Source organism: Winogradskyella sp. 4-2091 (genome assembly GCF_045765065.1).
Classification (GTDB): domain Bacteria; phylum Bacteroidota; class Bacteroidia; order Flavobacteriales; family Flavobacteriaceae; genus Winogradskyella.
Genome location: NZ_JBJKOD010000002.1, coordinates 268,798 through 294,819 on the forward strand (window position 1 = coordinate 268,798; position 26,022 = coordinate 294,819).

General features: G+C 32.6%; 22 protein-coding genes. 14 read left to right on the top strand and 8 right to left on the bottom strand.

Annotated features, from left to right (window positions below; translation table 11 throughout):
• Nucleotides 1–5: 5 nt before the first annotated feature.
• Nucleotides 6–1,256: a beta-ketoacyl-ACP synthase II gene (gene fabF / locus ACJBCC_RS03560; RefSeq protein ID WP_299098349.1), complete on the bottom strand. Its 1,251-nt coding sequence runs from the start codon at nt 1,254–1,256 to the stop codon at nt 6–8.
• Between the two features lie 13 nt (nt 1,257–1,269).
• Entirely contained in the window at nt 1,270–1,503 is a 234-nt protein-coding gene (locus tag ACJBCC_RS03565) for an acyl carrier protein (protein WP_013750595.1), read from the bottom strand.
• Nucleotides 1,504–1,687: 184 nt separating this feature from the next.
• On the opposite strand from ACJBCC_RS03565, the gene ACJBCC_RS03570 reads away from it, so the two are divergent.
• The 4 genes from ACJBCC_RS03570 (at nt 1,688) to ACJBCC_RS03585 (ending at nt 5,965) form a co-directional block, all read left to right on the top strand.
• Nucleotides 1,688–2,251: a phosphoribosylglycinamide formyltransferase gene (locus ACJBCC_RS03570; protein WP_299098348.1), complete on the top strand. Its 564-nt coding sequence runs from the start codon at nt 1,688–1,690 to the stop codon at nt 2,249–2,251.
• Nucleotides 2,252–2,337: 86 nt separating this feature from the next.
• Entirely contained in the window at nt 2,338–2,979 is a 642-nt protein-coding gene (locus ACJBCC_RS03575; RefSeq protein WP_299098347.1) for a ribonuclease H family protein, read from the top strand.
• An 80-nt stretch (nt 2,980–3,059) separates the two neighbouring features.
• Nucleotides 3,060–3,986 carry a PfkB family carbohydrate kinase gene (locus ACJBCC_RS03580; protein WP_299098346.1) on the top strand — a complete coding sequence of 309 codons (927 nt, stop codon included), beginning with the start codon at nt 3,060–3,062 and terminating at the stop codon, nt 3,984–3,986.
• An 80-nt stretch (nt 3,987–4,066) separates the two neighbouring features.
• Nucleotides 4,067–5,965 (top strand): amidophosphoribosyltransferase, encoded by a 1,899-nt coding sequence (locus ACJBCC_RS03585; RefSeq protein WP_299098345.1) that lies wholly within the window; start codon nt 4,067–4,069, stop codon nt 5,963–5,965.
• A gap of 490 nt (nt 5,966–6,455) precedes the next feature.
• Here ACJBCC_RS03585 and ACJBCC_RS03590 read toward each other — a convergent pair whose 3' ends face one another.
• Complete coding sequence (locus ACJBCC_RS03590; protein ID WP_299098344.1) at nt 6,456–7,064, bottom strand: superoxide dismutase; 609 nt, start codon at nt 7,062–7,064, stop codon at nt 6,456–6,458.
• 115 nt (nt 7,065–7,179) lie between these two features.
• On the opposite strand from ACJBCC_RS03590, the gene ACJBCC_RS03595 reads away from it, so the two are divergent.
• The 5 genes from ACJBCC_RS03595 (at nt 7,180) to ACJBCC_RS03615 (ending at nt 16,748) form a co-directional block, all read left to right on the top strand.
• Nucleotides 7,180–10,311, top strand: coding sequence for an exodeoxyribonuclease V subunit beta (locus ACJBCC_RS03595; protein ID WP_299098343.1), 3,132 nt, complete (start codon nt 7,180–7,182; stop codon nt 10,309–10,311).
• A gap of 41 nt (nt 10,312–10,352) precedes the next feature.
• Complete coding sequence (kbl, locus tag ACJBCC_RS03600) at nt 10,353–11,546, top strand: glycine C-acetyltransferase (protein ID WP_299098342.1); 1,194 nt, start codon at nt 10,353–10,355, stop codon at nt 11,544–11,546.
• A gap of 136 nt (nt 11,547–11,682) precedes the next feature.
• On the top strand, nt 11,683–13,080 hold the full coding sequence (locus ACJBCC_RS03605; RefSeq protein WP_299098341.1) for an OmpA family protein: 1,398 nt from the start codon (nt 11,683–11,685) through the stop codon (nt 13,078–13,080).
• 69 nt (nt 13,081–13,149) lie between these two features.
• Complete coding sequence (locus ACJBCC_RS03610) at nt 13,150–15,906, top strand: PD-(D/E)XK nuclease family protein (protein WP_299098340.1); 2,757 nt, start codon at nt 13,150–13,152, stop codon at nt 15,904–15,906.
• Nucleotides 15,906–16,748, top strand: coding sequence for a S9 family peptidase (locus ACJBCC_RS03615; RefSeq protein ID WP_299098339.1), 843 nt, complete (start codon nt 15,906–15,908; stop codon nt 16,746–16,748). Before ACJBCC_RS03610 ends, ACJBCC_RS03615 begins: the two co-directional genes overlap by 1 nt.
• A gap of 10 nt (nt 16,749–16,758) precedes the next feature.
• Here ACJBCC_RS03615 and ACJBCC_RS03620 read toward each other — a convergent pair whose 3' ends face one another.
• Complete coding sequence (locus ACJBCC_RS03620) at nt 16,759–17,556, bottom strand: universal stress protein (RefSeq protein WP_299098338.1); 798 nt, start codon at nt 17,554–17,556, stop codon at nt 16,759–16,761.
• 34 nt (nt 17,557–17,590) lie between these two features.
• Here ACJBCC_RS03620 and ACJBCC_RS03625 point away from each other — a divergent pair, with 34 nt between their 5' ends.
• From ACJBCC_RS03625 to ACJBCC_RS03645, 5 genes are all read left to right on the top strand, one after another.
• Nucleotides 17,591–18,091 carry a GNAT family N-acetyltransferase gene (locus ACJBCC_RS03625; protein WP_407556412.1) on the top strand — a complete coding sequence of 167 codons (501 nt, stop codon included), beginning with the start codon at nt 17,591–17,593 and terminating at the stop codon, nt 18,089–18,091.
• Nucleotides 18,088–19,422, top strand: coding sequence for an MATE family efflux transporter (locus ACJBCC_RS03630; RefSeq protein ID WP_407556413.1), 1,335 nt, complete (start codon nt 18,088–18,090; stop codon nt 19,420–19,422). The genes ACJBCC_RS03625 and ACJBCC_RS03630 overlap by 4 nt, the downstream gene beginning before the upstream one ends.
• A 28-nt stretch (nt 19,423–19,450) precedes the next feature.
• Nucleotides 19,451–19,627 carry a hypothetical protein gene (locus ACJBCC_RS03635; RefSeq protein WP_299098335.1) on the top strand — a complete coding sequence of 59 codons (177 nt, stop codon included), beginning with the start codon at nt 19,451–19,453 and terminating at the stop codon, nt 19,625–19,627.
• A gap of 99 nt (nt 19,628–19,726) precedes the next feature.
• Entirely contained in the window at nt 19,727–20,179 is a 453-nt protein-coding gene (locus ACJBCC_RS03640; protein WP_407556414.1) for a 6-pyruvoyl trahydropterin synthase family protein, read from the top strand.
• Complete coding sequence (locus ACJBCC_RS03645) at nt 20,172–20,942, top strand: UDP-2,3-diacylglucosamine diphosphatase (RefSeq protein ID WP_407556415.1); 771 nt, start codon at nt 20,172–20,174, stop codon at nt 20,940–20,942. Before ACJBCC_RS03640 ends, ACJBCC_RS03645 begins: the two co-directional genes overlap by 8 nt.
• On the opposite strand, the gene ACJBCC_RS03650 is transcribed toward ACJBCC_RS03645, so the two are convergent.
• The 4 genes from ACJBCC_RS03650 to ACJBCC_RS03665 all read right to left on the bottom strand — a co-directional run bounded on the left by ACJBCC_RS03650 (nt 20,939) and on the right by ACJBCC_RS03665 (nt 25,969).
• A complete protein-coding gene (locus tag ACJBCC_RS03650; RefSeq protein WP_299098333.1) occupies nt 20,939–22,213 on the bottom strand; it encodes an MFS transporter in 1,275 nt (424 codons plus the stop codon). The genes ACJBCC_RS03645 and ACJBCC_RS03650 overlap by 4 nt on opposite strands.
• Before the next feature lie 3 nt (nt 22,214–22,216).
• A complete protein-coding gene (locus ACJBCC_RS03655; RefSeq protein ID WP_407556416.1) occupies nt 22,217–23,323 on the bottom strand; it encodes an OmpA family protein in 1,107 nt (368 codons plus the stop codon).
• 71 nt (nt 23,324–23,394) lie between these two features.
• Nucleotides 23,395–25,086: a single-stranded-DNA-specific exonuclease RecJ gene (gene recJ / locus ACJBCC_RS03660; RefSeq protein WP_407556417.1), complete on the bottom strand. Its 1,692-nt coding sequence runs from the start codon at nt 25,084–25,086 to the stop codon at nt 23,395–23,397.
• Nucleotides 25,087–25,108: 22 nt separating this feature from the next.
• Nucleotides 25,109–25,969 carry a polysaccharide lyase family 7 protein gene (locus ACJBCC_RS03665; RefSeq protein ID WP_299098330.1) on the bottom strand — a complete coding sequence of 287 codons (861 nt, stop codon included), beginning with the start codon at nt 25,967–25,969 and terminating at the stop codon, nt 25,109–25,111.
• Nucleotides 25,970–26,022: the final 53 nt, after the last annotated feature.

Genomic DNA, 26,022 nt, shown 5'->3' on the forward strand with positions numbered 1-26,022 from the left:
GGGATTTAGTCTAATTTTTTGAATACTACACAAGCGTTATGACCGCCAAATCCAAATGTATTACTCATTGCAATTTTTATATCTCGTTTCTGAGGTTTATTGAGTGTTAAATTTAATTCTGGATCTATGTTTTCGTCTACCGTTTCGTGGTTAATTGTTGGTGGCACAATACCATGTTGCATAGCCATAATTGAAGCAATGGCTTCAACAGCACCAGCAGCACCCAACAAGTGACCAGTCATAGATTTAGTAGAATTAATATTTATGTTTTTAGCATGACTGCCAAATACTTCTGATATAGCTTTTAACTCGGCAACATCACCTAATGGTGTAGATGTACCGTGTGTATTAATATGATCTACATCTTCGGGATTTAGGCCAGCATTTTCTAAACAATTTTTCATTACCGCAACAACACCAATTCCGTCAGGATGTGGCGCAGTCATATGATATGCATCTGAAGATAAACCACCACCTACAACTTCTGCATAGATTTTAGCTCCTCTTGCCTTAGCATGTTCATACTCTTCTAAAACAATAGCTCCTGCTCCTTCGCCTAATACAAAACCGTCTCGATTTGCATCAAATGGTCTAGAGGCCGTTTTAGGGTCATCGTTTCGAGTACTCATTGCGTGCATAGCATTAAATCCTCCCATACCAGCTATAGTTACTGCAGCTTCACTTCCGCCTGTAATAATCACATCACAAGACCCTAAACGTATAGTGTTTAAAGCATCGATCATTGAATTTGCAGAAGATGCACATGCAGATACAGTAGTATAATTTGGACCCATAAAACCATATTTTATAGATATGTTTCCTGGTGCTATATCAGCAATCATTTTTGGTATAAAACGTGGATTAAATCGAGGTGTTCCGTCACCAGCAGCATAGTTTAAAACTTCATCTTGAAAAGTTTCTAAGCCACCAATACCAGCTCCCCAAATTACTCCAACTCTTAATTTGTTTATCGCTTCTAGGTCTAGTTTTGAGTCTGCAATTGCTTCATCTGAAGCAACCATTGCATACTGCGAAAACTTATCCATTTGTCGCGCTAATTTTCTATCAATAAAGTCAGTAACTTCAAAGTTTTTTATTTCACAAGCAAATTGTGTTTTGAACTTTTCAGCATCAAAATGTGTTACAGGTGCAGCACCACTTTTGCCACTAATAAGACCTTCCCAATATTCATCTTTGGTATTTCCTATTGGTGTTAGTGCACCTAAACCTGTTACTACAACTCGCTTTAATTCCATAAAAATAAAGTTATTATTTAGCTTCTTCTATATAAGAAACAGCTTGACCAACTGTTGCAATATTCTCAGCTTGATCGTCTGGGATTTGAATATCAAATTCTTTTTCAAATTCCATTATTAATTCTACAGTGTCTAATGAATCCGCTCCTAAATCGTTTGTGAAGCTAGCTTCAGTTACAACCTCGTTTTCATCAACACCTAATTTATCTACGATAATCGCTTTTACTCTTGATGCAATGTCTGACATAATTTTTTAATTTTAAGTTTTAATTAGATGGCAAAAATAAAAAACTTTATTTGAATTTTCATCTTTACCGATAAAATGTGTTTTTAATTTTAGTAAAAATAAAGATAAAGTATTTGGTATTTGCTACTAATTGTTAATTATTATTCTTTTTTTTGTTTGAATAATTGAAGAAATATACCTGTAAATGAAACGTGTAGTAATTTTTGCGTCCGGAAGCGGCTCTAATGCTGAAAATTTAATAAAGTTTTTTCACAACAGCGATAATGCGTCTGTTATTCAGGTACTAACTAACAATCCTCATGCCAAAGTTTTAGATCGTTGTAAAAAACTGAAAGTTAGCGCCTTATCATTTAATAGAATTGCGTTTTCAAAATCTGATGATGTCTTAAATATACTAAAGGCTTCGCGTCCAGATCTTATAGTATTAGCAGGATTTCTATGGAAGTTCCCAGAATTTATACTAAAAGAGTTCCCTAATAAGGTCATTAACATTCATCCTGCATTGTTGCCTAAATATGGAGGAAAAGGAATGTTTGGTATGCATGTGCATGATGCTGTAGTTAAAAGCAAAGAAACCGAAACTGGTATTACCATACATTATGTAAATGAAAATTATGATGAAGGTGCAATTATTTTTCAAGCAAAATGTAAGGTTTTACCTATGGATTCTGCAGAAAATGTCGCTCAAAAGATTCATTTGTTAGAAATGGAGCATTTTCCTAAAGTAGTAGACAAATTATTATTATAAAACATAATTAATAAATTATAAGTCAATATGCCTTCGAAACTGTGAAGGGTAAAATTTAAGATTCATGTTTTCATGAGAACTGAATGATGAGTAAAAAGAAAAAAAAATATTATACCGTTTGGAAAGGACATAAAACTGGTGTTTTTGAAAAGTGGAACGATTGTAAAGCTCAAATAAAAGATTTTCAAGGTGCGCAATACAAATCTTTTGCAACCTTTGAAGCTGCTAAAGAAGCATTAAAAGGGAATTATTTTGATTATATCGGAAAATCAAAATCTTTTAAAAGTGAACTCTCGGAAGCGGAATTAAAAAAAATTGGGCAACCCAATTATAATTCTATTTCAGTAGATGCAGCTTCAAGTGGCAATCCTGGTATAATGGAATACAGAGGTGTAGACACTAAAACAAAAAAACAACTCTTTATTCAAGGCCCTTTTGAACAAGGGACTAATAATATTGGTGAATTTTTAGCCTTGGTACATGGTTTAGCTTTTTTGAAACAACATAAGAGTGAGCGTATAATGTATACAGACTCTAGAACAGCTATGAGTTGGGTACGAAAAAAAACATGTAATTCTAAATTAGAGCGAAATGCAAAAAACAAACCCGTTTATGATTTAGTTGATCGTGCGGTACAATGGTTGAAAACCAATGAGTATTCTACAACAATTGTTAAATGGGAAACTAAAGCTTGGGGAGAAATTCCTGCTGATTTTGGCCGAAAATAGATCTCATTAGCTTTATAAAATTTAGTATTTCACAAGGAATATATTTTACGTAAATTTGCAACTTAATTCAAACGTAGGTAATGAGTAAATTAGTGATTGTAGGTACTGTGGCATTTGATGCTATTGAAACCCCTTTTGGAAAAACTGATAAAATTCTTGGTGGTGCAGCAACTTATATAGGTTTATCTGCTTCAAATTTTAACGTTGATTCTGCTGCAGTTTCTGTAGTTGGAGGCGATTTTCCTCAAGAATATTTAGACCTTTTAGCAAATAGAAATATTGATATTGAAGGTGTAGAAATCGTTAAGGACGGTAAAACGTTCTTTTGGAGTGGCAAATACCATAATGACATGAACTCACGTGATACTTTAGTTACTGAGCTTAATGTATTAGAACATTTTAATCCAATTGTTCCTGAAAACTACAAAGATTCAGAAGTTGTTATGTTAGGCAATTTACACCCACTTGTACAACAAGGTGTATTAGACCAAATGACTAAAAAACCAAAATTGGCCATTTTAGACACTATGAATTTCTGGATGGACATTGCATTAGATGATTTACTTTCTGTAATCAAGAATGTTGATGTTATTACCATAAATGATGAAGAAGCAAGACAATTAACAGGAGAATACTCATTAGTGGTTGCTGCAAGAAAAATTCACCAAATGGGACCTAAATATGTAGTTATAAAAAAAGGAGAACATGGCGCATTATTGTTTCATGATGACAATGTGTTTTATGCTCCTGCACTTCCTTTAGAAGAAGTTTTTGATCCTACAGGTGCTGGTGATACTTTTGCTGGTGGCTTTGCTGGCTATTTAGCAAAAACAGGAGATTTCTCTTTTGAAAATATGAAAACAGCAGTTATCTATGGATCCACACTTGCTTCGTTTTGTGTTGAAAAATTTGGAACAGAGCGAATGCAGAATTTAACGGATAAAGAAATTTATAAACGATTAGACCAGTTTAAGAGTCTAACACAATTTGATATAGAATTAAGTTAAAAAAACGCGCTCAAAATTGAGCGCGTTTTTTTATTCTAATTATTTAAAGACTAAACACTAACAATAGCAGATTACACAACATGAGCGATGCTTTAAAACATGAATGCGGAATTGCACTCATTAGACTTTTAAAACCTTTAGAATATTATAAAGAAAAGTATGGAAGTGCTTTTTATGGTGTTAATAAAATGTATTTAATGATGGAAAAACAGCACAACCGTGGACAAGATGGTGCTGGTTTTGCAAGTATTAAATTAGACACAAAACCTGGCGAGCGTTATATTAGTCGTGTACGCTCTATTGCGCAACAACCGATTCAAGACATTTTTGCCCAAATTAATGAACGCATTAATGATGAATTGACAAAAAATCCTGAATATCAAGATAATGTAGATTTACAAAAAAAGCATATTCCATATATAGGTGAAGTATTATTAGGTCATGTACGCTATGGTACATTTGGTAAAAACAGTGTAGAAAGTGTTCATCCATTTCTAAGACAAAACAACTGGATGCATAGAAACCTTATTGTTGCTGGTAACTTTAACATGACAAATGTTAATGAGTTATTTGATAACTTAATTGATTTAGGTCAGCATCCTAAAGAGAAAGCAGACACCATTACTGTAATGGAAAAGATTGGCCATTTTTTAGATGATGCTGTTTCAAAAATTTACCGAGATCTTAAAAAGGAAGGTTACAATAAAAACGAATGTTCTCCTTTGATTGCAGAACGTTTAAAGGTAAGTAAAATTCTAAAACGAGCAGCAAAAAACTGGGATGGTGGTTACGCTATGGCAGGTTTATTAGGTCATGGTGATTCTTTTGTTTTAAGAGATCCTGCTGGTATAAGACCTGCATACTATTATAAAGACGATGAAGTTGTTGTTGTAGCATCTGAGCGTCCTGTAATTCAAACGGTATTTAATGTTCCTTTTGATGCTGTTAAAGAATTAGATCCAGGACATGCCATTATTACTAAAAAATCTGGAGCAACTAAGATTAAAAAAATATTAGAACCGTTAGAGCGCAAAGCCTGCTCCTTTGAGCGTATATATTTCTCTAGAGGTAGTGATGCTGAAATTTATCAAGAACGTAAAAAACTAGGTCGCTTACTAATGCCAAAAGTTCTTGACGCCATTGATAACGACACCAAAAATACCGTTTTCTCATACATTCCCAATACTGCTGAAACTTCGTTTTTTGGTATGATAGAAAGTGTAGAAGATCACCTCAACGAAAAGAAAACAAAATCCATTTTAAATGGTGGAGGGAAATTATCTGCAGAAAAAGTAACTGAGATTTTATCTGAATTCCCAAGAATTGAGAAAATAGCCATAAAAGATGTAAAACTGAGAACGTTTATTACTGAAGATAGTAGTAGAGACGATTTAGTAGCACACGTCTATGACGTTACCTATGGGGTAATAAAACCAAATGACAACTTAGTTATTATTGACGATAGTATTGTTAGAGGAACTACGCTTAAGAAAAGTATTATTAAAATGATGGATAGGTTAAATCCTAAAAAGATTGTTGTGGTATCTTCTGCACCTCAAATTCGCTATCCAGATTGTTATGGTATTGATATGGCTAACTTAGAATCATTAATTGCCTTTAGAGCAGCGTTAGAGTTGCTAAAAGACAATAATCAATATAATATTATTGATGACGTTTATAAAAAATGTATTCGTCAAATCAATTTAAAAGATGTTGAAGTAATAAATTACGTAAAGGAGGTTTATGACAATTTTACTGACGAACAAATCTCTGATAAAATTTCAGAATTATTAGGTGACGAATCTATAAATGCAGATGTAAAAATTATTTTTCAACCTGTTGATAACTTACACAAAGCATGTCCTAAAAATTTGGGAGATTGGTACTTTACAGGCGATTACCCAACACCTGGAGGTAATAGAGTTGTTAACAGAGCTTTTATCAATTTTTATGAAGGAAATAAAGAAAGAGCGTACTAAATAGCAGTCTGAATAAGCATTTTAACCGAAAAAAACGACATTATATCCAAAAAAAATGCATTTCATCCAATATTTAGGTTCGTTTTAACAAATAAAATATACATTGGTACCACCATAACATAAGTAGGTTAAGTTCATGGTAGATTTGGGGCAAAAAAAGGTGAACTTCGTTCACCTTTTTTTATGGACTAATTTTAAAGTCTAAATTTCTTAAACCCCTCTATTTTTCACTTATCAGCAAACAAAGCATAAGCATTCCACGCTTAGACTAATATATAGGTCGTTTATCCAAAAAATTGATTGCATAGGTATTGTCCTCTTATATTTGATTCACCATAACATAAGTAGGTTAAGTTTATGGTAGATTTGGGGCAAAAAGGGTGAACATCTGTTCGCCCTTTTTCATACCCAATTCCCAATTAAAATTATTTTTGAGCATAAAAAAAACCGAGTCTTATAAGACTCGGTTTTTTTATATAATACCTTTAACTTACTTAGCTTCAGCATATCGTCTTTCAACTTCATTCCAGTTGATTACATTAAAAAATGCTTCAATATAATCTGGTCTTCTGTTTTGGTAATTTAAATAATAAGCATGCTCCCAAACATCTAATCCTAATATAGGAGTACCCTCGCAAGTAACACCTGGCATTAATGGATTATCTTGGTTTGGTGTAGAACAAACTTCTACTTTCCCTCCTTTATGCACACACAACCAAGCCCAACCAGAACCAAATTGCGTAGCTGCAGCTTTAGAAAAAGCATCTTTAAACGCATCAAAAGAACCAAATTCTGCTTCAATAGCATCTTTTAATTCTCCAGACAAACGCCCTTTTCCTTCAGGATTCATAACTTCCCAAAATAATGAGTGATTATAAAAACCACCACCATTATTTCTTACACCTCCATTACTCATATCTAGGTTTCCAAGGATATCCTCAATTGATTTCCCCTCAAGATCAGTTCCTTCAATTGCGGCATTTAATTTATTTGTGTAGCCTTGGTGATGTTTAGAATAGTGAATCTCCATTGTACGAGCATCAATATTTGGTTCTAAAGCATCATAAGCATATTTTAATTTCGGTAGTTCGAAAGCCATAATAATTATATTTTTTATTGATTAATAATTTCTTTGATCTCAAATTTACAATTTTGTGCGTGATTTTCTCTTAATAAACTATTAAGATTCCCTATTTTGGTATAAAAATTTTCTCTTGCATAATTCAACTTACAAAATATACGATGCATCAGCAGGTAGTGGCAAAACATATACCTTAGCTAAAGCCTATATAAAAATACTTGTTCAGGCTAAAAACAACAATCAATTTAAATCTATTTTGGCCATTACATTTACCAACAAAGCCGTTGGCGAAATGAAAGAGCGAATTATTGATATGCTAAGGTCTTTTTCATTAGAGGAAAGCTTATCAAATCCGCATCCTATGTTTGATGCAATTTGCAAAGAATTAGACATTAAGCCTGAATATTTACAAAAAAAATCTAAGAACATTCTAAAACACATCATCCATAATTATGGAGCATTTGACATTTCTACTATTGATGGTTTTACACATAGAGTAATTAGAACATTTGCTCACGATTTAAATTTACCTATAAACTTTGAAGTAGAACTTGACCAAGATAGGCTTCTCAACGAAGCGGTAGATAGTTTGATTTCTAAAGCAGGAAACGACAAAACGTTAACCCAAGTATTAGTCGACTTTGCAATTGAAAAAGCAGATGATGATAAGAGCTGGGATATCAGTTATGATTTTAATAAAATTTCGAAACTTTTAGTTAATGAGAATGATCTTTCTGCAATTAAAACTTTTAAAAACAAAACACTTGAAGATTTTAAAAATCTAAAGCAACAATTATCTAAAGAGATTCTTCAAATTGAAGAAAATATCATAAGTAAAGCAAGTTCAGCATTAACTCTTATCGAAGAATCAGGATTACAATTCAACGATTTTAGCAGCAGCTATCTTCCTAAATATTTTGAAAAATTAAGTAATAAGAATTTTGAAGTTGGTTTTGAAACCGCTTGGCAAAATAATTTAATAGAAGGACATACCATATACCCAAAACGCGTATCTGATGATGTAGCTTCAACTATAGAAAGTATTCAACCGCAATTGGCTAAAGATTTTATCTCCTCAAAAGCTTCAATTTTTGAATTAAAGCTTAAAAAGGGATTCTATAAAAACATTACACCGCTTTCAGTATTAAATGCTATAAAAAAAGAGTTAGATATTTTAAAATCGGATCAGAATAAAATGTTGATTTCAGAATTCAACACTATTATAAGTGAAGAAATAAAAACACAGCCTACACCCTTTATTTATGAACGTTTAGGTGAAAAATTCAAACATTATTTTATTGATGAGTTTCAAGACACCTCTAAAATGCAATGGGAAAATTTAGTACCTTTATTAGATAATGCACTTTCTGCAGCTAATGGTGACGCAATGCTCGTTGGTGACGCCAAACAAGCCATTTATAGATGGAGAGGTGGTGATGCAGAACAGTTTATAAAACTAGGTAACAAAATTAGTAATCCTTTTCAAATTGAGCCAGAGGTATTGTCTTTAGAGACCAATTATAGAAGCTCAAAAGCCGTAATTGAATTTAATAATTCTTTTTTTGATTATTTAAGCACTACGGCATTTAGTGAAGTTACCTACGCTGATTTATTTAAAAAGGCAAAACAAAACACTCACAATTCTTCTGAAGGTTACGTAAGCCTGAATTTTTTAGATCCAGAAAAAGAAGATGACATTAATGAGTTATATGCCATAGAAGTTTTAGCAACTATAAACGAATGTTTGGCTAACGGATTTCCATTAAATGATATTTGTGTTTTGGTTAGAAAACGAAAAGAAGGTGTTGCAATTGCGAATTACTTAAATGAAAAAGGCATTAAAATTACATCTTCGGAAACGTTATTATTAAAAAATTCTGACAAGGTTAATTTTATTAATTCATTTTTAAAATTATTAATTCAACCTACAAATGATAGCTTAAAAATTGAAGTCCTTTCATATTTGGCTGAGCAGCTTCATATTGAAGATAAACACCAATTTTTCACTTCGTACATTAAGGGAAGTCTGGATGATATGTTTTTAGAATTAAAACAGCTAGATATCTATATTGATAAAAACCAATGTCTCCAATTGCCTTTATATGAATTGGTAGAGCATATTGTAAGATGCTTTAATCTTAATATAGACTCTGATGCTTACCTTCAGTTTTACTTAGATGTTGTATTAGAATTCACTCAAAAACAAAATGCAGATATTGCTGGTTTTATTAATTATTTTGAAAACAAAGCAGAAAAACTAAGCGTTGTTACACCAGAGAATATGAATGCTGTTGAGATAATGACCATTCATAAGTCTAAAGGATTAGAATTCCCTGTTGTTATTTTTCCGTTTGCTGATCTTAATATATATAGGGAATTAGAACCAAAGGTTTGGTTTCCGGTTGAAGCTCAAAACTATAATGGTTTTGATACCTTATTACTCAACTATAATAAAGACGTAGAGCACTTTGGAGAAATAGGAACAGAGATTTATAGTGTACACCAATCGCAATTAGAATTAGACAACCTCAATTTGCTCTATGTGGTTTTAACAAGAGCCGTTGAGCAATTATATATTATTTCTAAAAAGGATATAAGCTCTAAAGGTATAATTAATAAAGACACTTATGCTGGTCAGTTTATTTACTTTCTAATTAGCGATAATAAATGGAATGACAATCAATTAGAATACAGTTATGGAACCTTAAAACCTAACGAAGATGTTTCAAAAAAGAACGGTACGTCCATTCCTCTTAAATTAATTTCGGTTCCTAAAGAGGATCATAACCTAAAAATTGTTACCAAATCTGGATTGCTCTGGGACACCCAACAAGAATCTGCCATTGAACGCGGTAACTTGGTGCATTTAATTTTATCGAAAATAATAACTATTGGCGACATTGATTCTGCATTTAAAGATTTGTTGATCTCTGGCGATATTACCACTAAGAATAGCGAATCATTAAAAAAATTAGTTTTAGAAGTTTTAAACCACCCTAAATTAGAAACATACTATAAAGACGATTTTAAAACCTACAACGAGCGCGACATCATTACAAATACTGGTCAACTTTTAAGACCAGACCGATTAAATATCAATTCGAAAAATGAAGCTATAATTATAGATTACAAAACTGGTGATGCTAAAGAATCTCATTCATATCAACTTAACAATTATGAAGCGGTTTTAAATGGAATGCAACTCCATGTAACACAAATATTATTGGTGTATATAAATGATACAGTTGAAGTTCTAGAAGTCTAATTATTCATAGTACCTTTGCAAAACAATCAAAATTTACAGTCATGTACGGAAACATAAAAAATCATTTACAAGAAGAAATAGAATCTATAAAAGAAGCTGGCCTTTTCAAAGAAGAGCGCATAATAACGTCTCCTCAAGGTGCCGAAATCACTTTAAACACGGGACAAAAAGTTTTAAACTTTTGTGCTAACAATTATTTAGGCTTGTCATCGCATCCAGAAGTTATTCAAGCGGCAAAAGACACTATGGATACACACGGATTTGGTATGTCTTCAGTTCGTTTTATTTGTGGCACACAAGATATACACAAAGAATTAGAACAAAAAATAGCCGATTTCTACGGCACAGAAGACACCATATTATACGCAGCTGCTTTTGATGCTAATGGTGGCGTTTTTGAACCGCTTTTAACCAAGGAAGATGCTATTATTTCAGATTCTTTAAATCACGCTTCAATCATTGATGGTGTCAGATTATGTAAAGCAGCAAGATATCGTTACCAAAATAATGATATGGCAGATTTAGAAACACAGTTAATTGAAGCTAACGCTAATGGTGCACGTTTCAAAATCATTGTAACTGATGGTGTATTTTCAATGGATGGCTTAGTAGCACCTTTAGACAAAATCTGTGATTTAGCAGATAAGTATGATGCCATGGTAATGATTGATGAATGCCACGCAACAGGTTTTATTGGAGAATCTGGTATAGGAACTTTAGAAGAAAAAGGTGTTTTAGGCAGAATAGATATTATTACCGGAACATTAGGTAAAGCGATGGGTGGCGCAATGGGTGGTTATACCACCGCTAAAAAAGAAATTGTAGAATTGTTACGTCAACGCTCTAGACCTTACTTGTTCTCAAATTCTTTAGCACCAGCTATTGTTGGTGCTTCAATTAAAGTTTTTGACATGTTAAAGAATGACACCTCCTTAAGGGATAAAGTAGATTGGAATACCAAATACTTTAAAAAAGGAATGAAAGAAGCAGGTTTTGATATTGTAGATGGAGATTCTGCTATTGTTCCAGTAATGTTATATGATGCAAAATTATCTCAAAATATGGCAAATATGTTATTAGAAGAAGGTATCTACGTTATAGGTTTCTTCTACCCTGTGGTTCCAAAAGATAAAGCAAGAATAAGAGTACAACTATCAGCGGCTCATAACCAAGAACAACTTGACAAAGCCATCTCCGCATTCATTAAAGTTGGGAAAGCATTGAATGTTATCTGATATACTAAATATATTATCTCAAACGAGTAAAATTAGGGTTATGAACGTAATAATTTTATACTTTTGTCTTTGTTAATAACATTTAACAACTTACTTTTGCATACAATTAACACTTAAAATTTAAATTAATTACAATATGAAAAATCTTAGCAGATTATTTTTTGTTGCCGTGCTTATTGCAAGTTTTAGCACTTCTAATGCTCAAGACAAGAACAATCCATGGTCTATTACAGTCGGAGCTAACGCTGTTGACTTTTATCCAGTTGGAGAAGATACTCCACAAGGAGATTATTTTGACGAGTACTTTAACGCAGAAGATCATTGGAACGTATTTCCATCTCTTTCTACGATTGCAGTTTCAAGATACCTTAGTGATGGGTTCACATTCACAGCTACAGGTTCTTTAAATAAAATTGATAAAGTAGGATCTAACGTTGACGCATTTTCTGGAGCAGAATCAACAAATAGAGTTGATGACTTAAGTTATTATGCTTTAGATGGTAGAGTATCATATAGTTTAATGGAAGTAATTAACTCTAAAGTTATCGACCCTTACGTTGGTATTGGTGGTGGTTACACTTGGTTAGACGATTCTGGTGCAGGTACATTAAACGGTTCTTTAGGACTTAAATTTTGGCTTACTGAGCAAATTGGTATCGATGTACAATCTACTTACAAGCATGCTTTTGAAGATAACATGAAAAAGCATTTCCAACATTCAGTTGGTGTATCATTTAAATTTGGTGGTACTGATACTGATGGCGACGGTATTTATGACAAAGACGATGCTTGTCCAGAAGAAGCTGGATTAGAAATCTTTAATGGTTGTCCTGATTCTGATAATGACGGTATCCAAGATTCTAAAGATGACTGTCCTAACACTGCTGGTTTAGCAGAATTTAATGGATGTCCTGATGCCGATGGTGATGGTGTAATGGATAAGGATGATAAATGTCCTAATGTAGCTGGTTTAAAAACTTTAGCTGGTTGTCCAGATGCTGATGGTGACGGTGTTGCTGATGGTTCTGATAACTGTCCTAACGAAGCAGGTCCTGCTGCTAATAACGGATGTCCTTGGCCTGATACTGATGGTGATGGTATCTTAGATAAAGATGATAAATGTCCTAGCGAAGCTGGTACAGCTGCCAATAACGGTTGTCCTGAAGTTAAGCCAACTGAAGAAGTAATGAATACTTTAAATGAGTATGCAAGAACAATCTTATTCCAGTCAGGTAAAGCTAGTTTCCAGAAATCAACTGATCAAGTATTACAAGCAATGACAGCTATCTTAAAAGAATACCCAAGAGCAGATTTCTCTATCGAAGGTCATACAGATAGTCAAGGTTCATCTTCAAGTAACCAAGCGTTATCAGAAAGAAGAGCAAATGCAGTTAGAGATTATTTAATTTCTAATGGTATTGCAGCTGATAGATTAACAGCAGCTGGTTTTGGTGAGTCTACTCCAATTGCTAACAATAGAACAGCAGCTGGTAGAAAAGAAAACAGACGTGTAGAAGTGAAGTTGAAAAACTAATCACAAATTACATTCTAAAATAAAGTTGAAAAACGCTCCGAAGTTCGGAGCGTTTTTTATTTTTATAAAATGATTGGTTTTATAAAATCCGTATTAATAGATCTTAAACAAAAAGAGTTAAATCTAGAAGATTTAAATTTTATCCTTCCCAGTAAACGTGCTGGTGTTTTTCTTAAACATCATTTATCTACGCTAATAGATCAACCTATTTTTGCACCACAAATCGTCAGTATTGAAGAATTTGTAGAAGACTTATCTGGTCTACAAAATTTACCAAATACAGACTTATTATTTAGACTCTACGAAACGTATATAAAAATTACACCTAAAAACGAACAAGAAACATTCGATTCTTTTTCTAAATGGGCTCAAATCTTATTACAAGACTTTAATGAGATAGATCGTTACCTTATACCACACGAGCATATCTTTGATTACTTAAAAGACATTCAAGAGCTTAATCACTGGTCGTTAGAAACTAACCCAACAGAATTAGTGAAGAATCACTTAAAGTTCTGGAAACAGCTTAAAAACTATTATATAGCCTTTGTAGAAAACCTTTTAAAAATTAAACAAGGTTATCAAGGACTAATTTATAGAACGGCCGTAAAAAACCTAGATTCCTATATTGAAAGCTCTAATAAAACTCATGTATTTTTAGGATTCAACGCTCTCAATACAGCTGAATCTACAATTATACAAAGTTTATTAAAAAATACAACCTCTCATATCTATTGGGATATTGACAAGGCTTTTATAAATGATAACATCCATGATGCAGGTTGGTTTACGAGACAACATAAAAATCAATGGAATTACTTTGAAACTCATCCGTTTAATTGGACTACCTCTCATTATTCTGAAGTAAAAAACATTCAGGCCATCGGAATCCCAAAACTTGTTGGCCAAGCAAAATATATAGGTCAAATATTAGAGGACATCACACAAAAAGACAATAATTTATCAAAAATAGCCGTAGTTTTAGGCGAAGAGCAATTATTATTACCAGTTCTTAACTCTATTCCCAGTAACATTAAAAAACTAAATGTTACTATGGGTTTACCGTTAGAGTTTGTGCCTTTAGCTTCTTTATTTCAGCTATTATTTTCGGCCCACAAAAACAACTTAAAGCAGTTTTATTTCAAAGATGTGATTAGTATTCTATCGCATCCAACTGTTTATCCATTGTTTGAAACTGAAACGGGTAACATTTCAAGTAAGATTGTACTTCATATTCAACAGCAAAATTTAGTTTATTTAACAGTTACCGAATTAAAAAATATAGATAATTCACATTCCGAATATTTAGACTTACTTTTTAAAACTTGGAATAATTCACCAAATATTGCATTAAATCATTGTCTAGAACTGATTTTAAAAATGAAATCGTATTACAACGATGACAAACAAAAATTCAGTCTTGAGTTAGAATATTTATACCGTTTTAATACCTTATTCAATCAGATTAAGGAAGTCAATAATACGTATCAATATCTCAATTCCATTGTAGCATTACAATCCATTTATAAAGAACTATTAAGTTCAGAAACTTTAGATTTTAAAGGCGAACCGTTAGAAGGGCTTCAAATTATGGGAATGTTAGAGTCTCGAGTTCTAGATTTTGAAACTGTTATCATCAGCTCTGTGAATGAAGGCATTTTACCATCGGGAAAAACTAATAATTCCTTTATTCCGTTTGACGTTAAAACAGAAAATAATCTACCAACCTTTAAAGAAAAAGATGCCGTTTACACCTATCACTTCTACCGACTACTACAACGTGCAAAAAACGTTTACATTTTATATAATACAGAAGTAGATGCACTAAAAGGTGGCGAAAAAAGTAGGTTCATTACCCAATTAGATATTGAAGGGATTCATGACGTTCAGCACAAAATAGTTTCCCCAGAAGTACCAATTGTAGAGCAAAAGTTACAAGAAATAATAAAGACACCTGCCGTTATAGAGCAAATAAAAGTTTTATCTAACAAAGGTTATTCGCCATCCTCATTAACCAATTACATACGTAATCCTATAGATTTCTATTACGATAAAATATTAGGTATTAAAGAATTTGACGAGGTAGAAGAAAACATTGCAGCCAACACTTTGGGTTCAGTAATACATAATTCTTTAGAAGATTTTTACAAACCAATTGAAGGTTCTGTTCTTACCTTAGAGCATCTTAAAATGTTTAAGAGCCAAGTTAAAGCGATGGTTACAAAACACTTTGAAACGCTTTATAATAAAGGTGGATTTTCAACCGGAAAAAACCTCATCATTTTTGAAATTGCCCAACGTTACATCACTAATTTCCTAAATAAAGAAATTGAAAGTGTAAAACAAGGCCACGAAATAAAGATACTCTCCATTGAAGCCGATGAACATATAGAAATTAAAATTGAAGGTTTAGATTTTCCTGTTAAACTTAGAGGAAAAGTAGATAGAGTTGATAGCTTTAATGGTCTTACACGAGTTATAGATTACAAGTCTGGTAAAGTGACTCAAAATAAAGTAGAAGTTGTTGACTGGGAAGATTTAACCACAGATTATGATAAATACAGTAAGTCTTTTCAAGTGTTGTGCTACGCATATATGATGAAACAACAAAACCGCATTGAATTACCAATTAATGCTGGCATAATTTCATTTAAAAATTTAAATGAAGGTTTCTTAAAATTTGGAAAAAAGCCATCATCAAATTCGCGATCTAAAGATCAACTTATCACTCAAGAGACTTTAGATAATTTTGAAATTGAACTAAAAAAATTGATTCTTGAAATATGTAATCCTGAGATTAATTTCATTGAAAAAGAACTCGACTAATGAAAATCGATAAGAACATAATTCTAGAAAGAGACAACAAAAAACCAATATTAATTGATACTTTTTATTCTGAAAACATAGAAAATCAATCTGTTGTTATTTTTAGTCATGGTTATAAAGGATTTAAAGATTGGGGAGCTTGGGATCTTATGTCTGAAACTTTAGCTAAAGCTGGATTCTGTTTTATTAAATTCAACTTTTCTCATAATGGTGGTACTATGGACAATCCCATAGATTTTCCTGATTTGGAAGCTTTTGGAAATAACAATTATACTAAGGAGTTAGACGATTTAGATGCGGTTATAACCTGGACTCAAGATTATTTCAAAAGCAACTCTAATATCAATATCCAAAACATTTCGCTTATTGGTCATAGTCGTGGTGGTGGAATTACAATCTTAAAAGCCTCAGAAGACCATAGAATTACCAAACTCATAACCTTAGCAAGCGTGTGTGACTTTGGCAAACGCACTGCAACTATTGGTGATTTAGACTCATGGAAAAAAGAAGGTGTTAAGTATGTTTTAAATGGAAGAACTAAACAACAAATGCCACATTTCTATCAGTTTTTTGAAGATTTTAAAGCCAACGAAGAACGCCTTCATATTGAATCTGCAGAGAGACGTTTAAACATACCACATTTAATTATTCATGGCTCTGATGATACTTCCGTAAAAATTGATGAAGCCGAAGCTTTACATCAATGGAATCCTAATAGCGAATACAAAATAATTGATAACGCAGACCATGTGTTTAACACTAAACATCCTTGGAATAAAAGCGAGCTTTCTAATGAATTGAATGCTGTTGTAGACCAAGTAATTGATTTTATAAAAAGGTAAACTTGTCTGTTTACTTCAATCCACTCAACACTAAAACAGGCATTTTAGTACTATGGAAGTCTTTCTTTAAAATGGTATTTTTTTCCCAAAGCTTCTTAAAGAATCCTCGCTTACGCCTAACCACACATAATAAATCTGGGTTATTTTCTTTATGATGTTCCAAAAAGGCCATAAAAGTTGTTGGACTATCTGCATATTTAGTTGATGAGACAAGAGACTGTAACTCATCATTAACATCAAAATCGTGTTTTTTATGATGTGGTGTTTTTACTAAAAGTAAAGTGACAGCAGCATTAAATTGAGCTTTTATCGAAGCCAATGGATAAAGCACATTGTCTTTTTTTATAATTGCCGATTTTAAAGCTATCAATAACTTTTCAAATGGTTTAAACGTATAGCCTTCTGGCACAATCAAAGCCGGAATCTGCGTTTGCTTTATAATTTTTCCAGACGTCTTCCCTAAATAAACTTCATCTTTTATTGAATTAGTTCTTGGCTCAAGAATTATTAAATCTACCTTCAATGCATCACAAACTTTTTCTAAGGTATCAATTAATTTTCCCTTAAAAGTTCTAATAATCACATCAACACCTTTAGTGTCAATAGAGGATACATGTGTTTCTAAAAAAGATTTAGATTCAGCCTCTAAAATAGGATCTATTTTAATCATTGTGCCAGCCTTAGTATAAACATTATATATTTGAACTACATATACTTTTGCACCAAATGCTTTAGCAAAATCTACGGCATACTGTAAATGCGATTGTGCATTTTTTGAAGACCCAACAGGAACTAATATCGTTTTCATCTGAAATAATTTTAAACAAAAATAAACATTAAAAATGATTCGTAAAGCACATGAAAAAGATATAGATTCTATTTTGTTACTAACAAAAGCTTGTGCTAAAGCTATGATAGCAAATCACATTTACCAATGGAACAGTCGTTATCCGAATAAATTCGCATTTCAAAATGATATTAACCGAAAGGAACTTTATGTATTAGAAATCAATGGTAAAGTCAATGGAACTATTGTTATTTCTACATATATGGATGCAGAATATGAATCAATTAAATGGATAACTTCAAACCAAAACAACATTTATATTCATCGTTTGGCTGTACACCCAAAATATCAAGGTAATGGTTATGCTCAACAACTAATGAGTTATGCAGAACAATTTGCCATTGAAAACAACTATACCTCTATAAGATTAGACACCTTTTCACAGAACAAAAGAAACCAAAAGTTTTACGAACTTCGCGGGTATAAACGATTAGGTGATATACACTTCCCAAAACAGAGTGAATTTCCCTTCCATTGTTACGAATTGATATTGTGAGCAGATCTATAACTTTAAAACAGATAAATACGTTAGCTGTTCCCGCAATTATTGCTGGAATTTCGGAACCTATTCTGTCGTTAACCGATTTGGCTATAATTCGCAACATGGAATTTAATGCCACAGAATCTTTAGCCGCTATTGGTATTGTGAGTACATTTATGTCTATGCTCATTTGGGTTTTAGGACAAGCACGCAGTTCTATTTCCTCTATCATTTCTCAATATTTAGGCGCAGGAAATGTAGAAGCCGTTAAAAACTTACCAGCACAAGCTATATTTGTTATTACAAGTTTAAGTCTTATAATTATTGCTATTTCTTTTCCATTAGCATCTCAAATATTTAAGCTTTACAACGCTTCAGGAAGCATTTTAGAATTTTGCGTTGATTATTATCAAATTCGTGTATTTGGATTTCCTTTTACACTTTTTACTATTGCTGTTTTTGGGACGTTTAGAGGTCTTCAAAACACTTACTACCCAATGTTGATTGCTATTTCTGGTGCTGTTTCAAATATTATTCTAGACTTTGTCTTAGTTTACGGAATTCAAGATTTTATTCCAGCATTGCATATTGAAGGTGCTGCTTACGCGAGCGTTATTGCTCAAATAATTATGGCTTTTCTTTCTGCGTATTACTTGCTTAAAAAAACGAATATTCCATTATTGGTTTCATTTCCATTTAATCACGAAATGAAACGTTTTACACTAATGATTCTAAATTTATTTATAAGAACACTGGCTTTAAATGCCGCTTTATATTTTGGGACAAGCTTTGCCACCAAATATGGCGAAAGTTACATAGCAGCCTATACTATTGCTATAAACCTTTGGTTTTTTGGTGCGTTTCTTATTGATGGTTATGCTAGTGCTGGTAATATTTTATCGGGTAAACTATATGGTGCTAAAAATTATAAAACACTAATTGAATTAAGCAATAAACTCATTAAATATGGTATTATTGTTGGCTTATTTATAGGATTAATTGGTGCTCTATTTTATTATCCTTTGGGTCGTTTATTCAGTAACGATGAATACGTTTTAAAAGAATTCTACAATATATTTTGGATTATTCTAGCCATGCAACCCTTATGTGCTTTAGCGTTTATTTTTGATGGCGTTTTTAAAGGTCTTGGTAAAATGAAATATTTAAGAAACGTGTTGCTATTCTCAACATTAGTTATATTTATTCCTGTTATATATTGGACAGATGCCCAAAACTATAAACTTACTGGCATTTTTATAGCATTTACACTTTGGATGATAGCTCGTGGTTTACCCTTAATCATAAAATTTAGGAAAACATTCAAAAGCCTTGCTCAAAACACTTAAATTTGTTCGAGAAATTAAATTTCTATAAATGAGTTTTCTAATTGCCTTAATTCAAAATACCAAAATAGACGAAAAACTGAAGCAGGCGCCAGATGACAATTACAGTATTGGAGTTTTTATTGGCACGCTATTACCTTTTGTGGTTTTAGTTATTATAGCTTTTGTCATTTATAGATATAACAAAAACAGATATAAAGATAATTAGTATGGATATTCTTAACTTTTTAGGCGGAAACGGCTTGTTTTTAGTCCTAGGATTGGTGCTAATAATTGTATATTTCTATAACCGTAATAAAAGACGATAATGAGTAAAATTCGTATAACAAAACAGTTTTCATTTGAAGCAGGTCATGCGCTTTATGGTTATGATGGTAAATGTAAAAACCTGCATGGTCATAGTTATCATTTATTTGTTACCGTAATTGGTGAACCTATTATTGATCATTCTAATGTGAAATTTGGAATGGTGATAGATTTTGGTGATCTTAAAAAGATTGTAAATAAAGAAATTATTGATGTTTTTGATCACTCAATGATTTTTAATAAAAATACACCACATTTAAACTTAGCTGAAGAACTAAAAAATCAAGAACATCATATTATACTCGTAGATTATCAACCTACAACAGAGATGATGGTCATTGATTTTGCTGAAAAAATAAAGAAACACTTACCAGAGAACATAGCATTACATTCTTTAAAACTGTCTGAAACATCAACGAGTTTTGCTGAATGGTACGCTTCGGATAATGAATAAAACTCATCACATAACACTTGCTGAAGGAAAAAAAATCTACTTCTCATCAGATAATCATTTAGGTGCACCAACACCTGAAGCATCAAAACCTCGTGAAAAAAAATTTGTAGCTTGGTTAGATGAGATTAAAGAAGATGCTGCTGCTATTTTTCTACTAGGCGATTTATTTGATTTCTGGTTTGAATATAAAACAGTGGTCCCAAAAGGATTTACGCGAACTTTAGGGAAATTAGCTGAAATTACAGATTCTGGAATTCCAGTTTATTTCTTTGTAGGGAATCATGATTTATGGATGAAAGATTACTTTAAAACAGAATTAAACATTACTGTTTTTCATAAACCACAAGAATTCTCTTTTAACGATACAACCTTTTTTATTGGTCATGGTGATGGTTTAGGCCCTAAAGACAAAGGCTACAAACGCATGAAAAAGGTGTTTACTAATCCCTTTTTTAAATGGCTGTTTAGATGGATGCATCCAGATATTGGTTTAAAGATTGGGCAATACATGTCTGTAAAAAATAAAATGATTTCTGGTGATGATGACGCTAAATTTTTAGGTGAAGACAACGAGTGGTTGGCTCAATATGCCAAACGTAAACTTGAAGACAAACACAGAGATTTCTTCATTTTTGGTCATAGACATTTACCGCTTGAAATTCAACTTAACGAAACGTCTAAATACGTGAATCTTGGTGATTGGATTCAGTATTACACCTATGGTGTTTTTGACGGAACTACTTTTGAATTGAAGAAATACTAAACGACATCCTCTTTTTCGTGCTCCTCAATATCGTGTTGTAAATCTAGAGTTCTTAAAGGTTTATTCTTAAGTCCTATAACGGAAACAACAATAAGTGTTACAGTTCCGCCAAGCACAACGGCTAAAGGTGCGCCAAATAATCTGGCTGCTATTCCACTTTCTACAGCACCAAGTTCGTTAGATGACCCAACAAACATAGAATTAACAGCACCAACGCGTCCTCTCATATGGTCTGGCGTTTTTAATTGTAATATAGTTTGACGTACAACCATAGAAATTCCATCAAAAACACCAGCAAGGAATAAAGCTACAACACTAAGCCACATAAATTTTGAAGCACCAAAAACGATCATACAAAGACCAAAGCCAAAAATTGAAATCAATAATTTTTTTCCTGTGCTTTTTGCAATAGGAATGTATGTTGTAGCTAACATGGTTAAAATACTTCCTGAGGATAATGCAGCGTGTAAAATACCTAAACCTTTTGGTCCTGCATCTAATATATCTTTTGCAAAAACGGTAAAAATAGCAACAGCACCACCAAACAATACGGCAATCATATCTAAGGTTAATGCTCCTAACACCACTTTGTCATTAAACACAAAATTGAGTCCTGCTTTAAGACTCTCTTTTACGGTTTCGGTATTTCCTTGATTTAAAATTGGTTTTTTGGCAATTCCAAATACTAACAGTAAGGACAGCATAACCAATAAGAATATAATACCAAGCGTATAATGAACACCAATCCAAGCGATTAAAAATCCACCTAATAATGCTCCAAAGACACTAGCACCTTTCCAAGTACTACTGCTCCATGTTGCTGCGTTGGGATAAATTTTCTTTGGAACGAGTAATCCGATTAATGAAAATATAGTTGGGCCAAAAAACGCTCTTAAAACACCACCAAAAAACACCAAACCATAAATACTGTATAAAATAGTATTGGTTGTCCATGAGGTTTCAATTTGATTAGACGTCAACCAAAACAATCCAAAACTTATAAATGAAAACAGTGCAATACATAGTGCAAAAAGATTTCGTTTTTCTTTTTTATCAGCAATATGACCTGCAAAAGGTGCTAGAAAAAAAGCAGGTAAAAACTCGCATAGACCTATTATGGCAAGACTCAATTTGTCGTTAGTCATTGAATACACTTGCCATTCAATTACAACAAATTGCATAGACCAACCAAAAACTAAGGCAAATCTTACTAATAAAAAAATGTTGAATTCTTTAATTCTTAATGCTGCGTAAGGGTCGTTTTTTGCCAATTTTTAGTCTATTATTTTAAACGTTACACGTCTATTTTGCTGTTTTCCTTCTTCCGTATCGTTGGTTGACAAAGGTTGCGAACTTCCATAGCCAAAAGATTTTATTCTTGAAGTATTTAGACCTTGTAAAATTAAATAATCTGCCACAGCTTTTGCACGTTGCTCAGATAATTCTTTATTTCTATTTTCTATAACTGTATTGTCTGTATGGCCGTAAATTTCAACTTTAAAACTAGGATTACTTTTTAAATGTGAATATAGCTGATTAAGTTCTTCTTTTGATGCCACTAGTAATTCTGCTTTATCAATATCGAACAATACATTTTTGAACGTATAGATTTCATTGGTTTTAAGTTTTGGTTCTTTAGTTTTCTCAATTATTATTCCTTTTTCTTCTTTTACTAAGGGTTCAATAGAAATGTCGTCTATGTAGTAATAGGAAAATTGATGTTTAGCTTTAGTTGTTTTTAATATTTCCTGTAGTTCTGTCCTTTTATTATTATTAAAATTTCCTATTAAAAAATGAGTTTCATAGCCTTCAGCAATAAATTCTAGGGAAACTTTTGTCCAATTAACTCTATCATTATAAAATAATTCAGAATCAGTAGAATGTAAACGAAAACGTTTATTCGTGTGTTTTTTAGGGTTAATATTGGTTTCAGAAATGGCTTTAAAACTTTTCGTAGACAACACCAACTTCTGCTCTGTAAATAAAACTTGAATACCTTTTAGAGCATCTGTTGAATTCTCAGCTAAACTGATATAAAATGTAAGCTTATAAGCTTTGCCTTCTTCTAATAATTCACTTAACTCTCCTTGAACATATTCTCTATAGTTATCTGGTGAAAACGCATAAAAACCGGCATAAGATTTGCCGTCTTTGGGCATTTGATAACCAATGTAATTATGAGACCCAACAGCTTTGCTGCAAGTACTAAAAAAATCAGTGGATCCTAAATTTGGAATAGACCAACCTGTTACATTTCTACTGAATTGCCCAATGATTTCTGGACATCTTTCATAATCTTCAAAACTTGGATTAAGAACAAGATTTTGACTCGATGAAAGAAGACTAAAGAATATGAAAAAAGTGAAAATTAAATGTTTCATGTTTTATCAACGAATAGGTAATCTATTGTATTTTATAGTTGATAGGTCTTGAAAAGCCTTAAACGAATTTCTTAGGCTTTAATATCCTTCAACTTTAATTGTAAACTCACATTACCATTCCAGTGATTTTCGTCAATAGAATACGCTGCGCTGAATGGCCTTTTAGTTTTTATAATATCTATTTTGTCGCCTAAACCAAATCCAATACAAACCATCTTATCATTAAAAGATTGCGTAACAGTTAGCCTAATATGCTTATCATCTTCTCCAACACATTTTCCCCAACCTGTATCTTTTAGGTTTTGCGACATAAAGGTTGGCGACATATTACCTGGTCCATATGGTGCAAATTGCTTTAAGATACGCATCAATTTATCATTGATTTCTCCTAATTCTATTTCTAAATCAACTTTGAGTTCTGGTGTTAGTAGTTTTGGGTCTATAGTTTCTTTTACAACACTTTCAAACTTTGCTTTAAAGGCTTCGTAATTTTCTGGCAGTAAGGTTAAGCCTGCTGCATATTTATGACCTCCAAATTGTTCTATATGTTCTGAACATGCTTCTAATGCATTGTAAACATCAAATCCTTTTACAGAACGTGCAGAAGCTGCTAATTTATCGCCACTTTTTGTAAAAACTAAAGTTGGTCTGTAATACGTTTCTATTAAGCGCGAAGCTACAATACCAATGACACCTTTATGCCAAGTTTCGTCATAAACTGCGGTTGTAAAGCCTTCTTGTTCGTTATTTTCTTCAATTTGAACTAAAGCTTCTTGCGTAATGCGCTTATCGGTTTCTCTTCTATCTGTATTAAATTGGTCTATATCTACAGCATATTCTGCTGCTAAATTAAAATCTGTTTCTGTTAACAATGTTACAGCATGGTTGCCATGTTTCATTCTACCGGCTGCATTTATTCTTGGTGCAATGATGAAAACGACATCTGTAATGGTTAAAATATCCTTTTTAACTTCAGCAATAATAGCTTTCATTCCTGGTCTAGGGTTGGTGTTTATAACCTGTAGGCCAAGATAGGCCAATGCTCTATTTTCATCTACAATAGGTACAATATCTGCACCAATTGCTGTAGCAACCAAATCTAAATACTCAACTAAATCTTCTGCGGTTTGTCCTTGGTTTGCTGCTAAAGCCGTTATTAATTTAAAACCGACTCCACAGCCACATAATTCTTTAAAAGGATATTCACAGTCGTCTCGTTTTGGGTCTAAAACTGCTACTGCATCTGGAATTTTATCTCCTGGTCTATGATGATCACAGATAATAAAATCAATCCCTTTTTCTTTGGCATAAGCCACTTTATCTATGGCTTTTACACCACAATCTAATGCTATAATTAATGTAAAATCGTTATCGTCTGCAAAATCAATACCTTTATAAGACACTCCATAACCTTCGTCATAACGATCAGGAATGTAGGTGGCAACAGAATCAATTCTTGTTTTTAAATAGGAAGACATTAAGGCTACAGAGGTTGTTCCATCTACATCATAATCGCCATAAACCATTATGTTTTCTCCTGCGTCAATGGCTTTTTCAATACGAGCAACGGCAACGTCCATATCTTTCATTAAATATGGATCATGTAAATCACTAAAACTTGGCCTAAAAAATGTTTTGGCTGCTTCAAACGTATCAATGCCACGTTGCAATAGTAAAGTTGCAACAACATCATCAACACCAAGTGCTTTTTTCATTTCAGAAACTTTTACAGCTTCAGGTTTTGGTTTTAACGTCCAACGCATTATTATTAGAGAATTTTAGTGTTTAGTCATCATCACTTTCAAACAGAAAGTTAGTATAACCTAAGGTAATATTTTCTGTATGTGTAGTTGCAGCATTATAGAGACCTGCTTTTAAATAATAGCCATTAGAAATACCTGTATCATTTACCCAATCAGTTGTTGGGTCGGCTTCAAAATCCTCGTCTATAAGAACCGCTTCATCTTGCTTAACCATAATACTAACTATGCCATTGTTTTTTTCTAACGTCACATTAAGAGGAAATTGCGAATAATTGCCATTATTTACAAATGGAAAATCAACCTTACTAAACGTGGTCTCACTAGAACTTACTTCTGGATCTTTACGGATTACGGTTTCAAGTTTATCGTTATGTAATTCTAATCTAAAAAAGGGTTTATTAGAATTACCTCCTCTGTTATGTACTTGCGCAATCGTCATACCTTCTGAAGGAATGTTGTAATAAATCCCTTCAAATTCCATTTTAGAATAAGATGTTAAAGGCCCTTCTGTAATTTGTTTAAGCTCGGCACGACGTCCTTTGTCTAATTGGCAAACTAAGTTTAATTCCTCCTCATCATCTTCCATGTAAAAATAAGGTTCATCAGGAAGTGCGTTGTCAAAAACGGTGTCTAAATCATCTTGATTTGTACTGCAAGGCGGACTATCACAACCACCAGTATCCCAACTGTGTTCTATAACTAAATCTTCATTAAACACAAAACGCTCATAAAGGTCTGAAGGATCATCATCATTAGGATCATCATCCGTCATACCTTGTTCATCGTCAGTTCCGTTAGATGTATTATTATCTGATGAGCAACCCATAAACAGAAAAATACATACAACTAAAATATGGCTTATTTTGTTAAGTTGTGTTATCATAATACGCATCGTTTAATTATAAATAAAGACTATCTAAAGCAATCTATGATAGG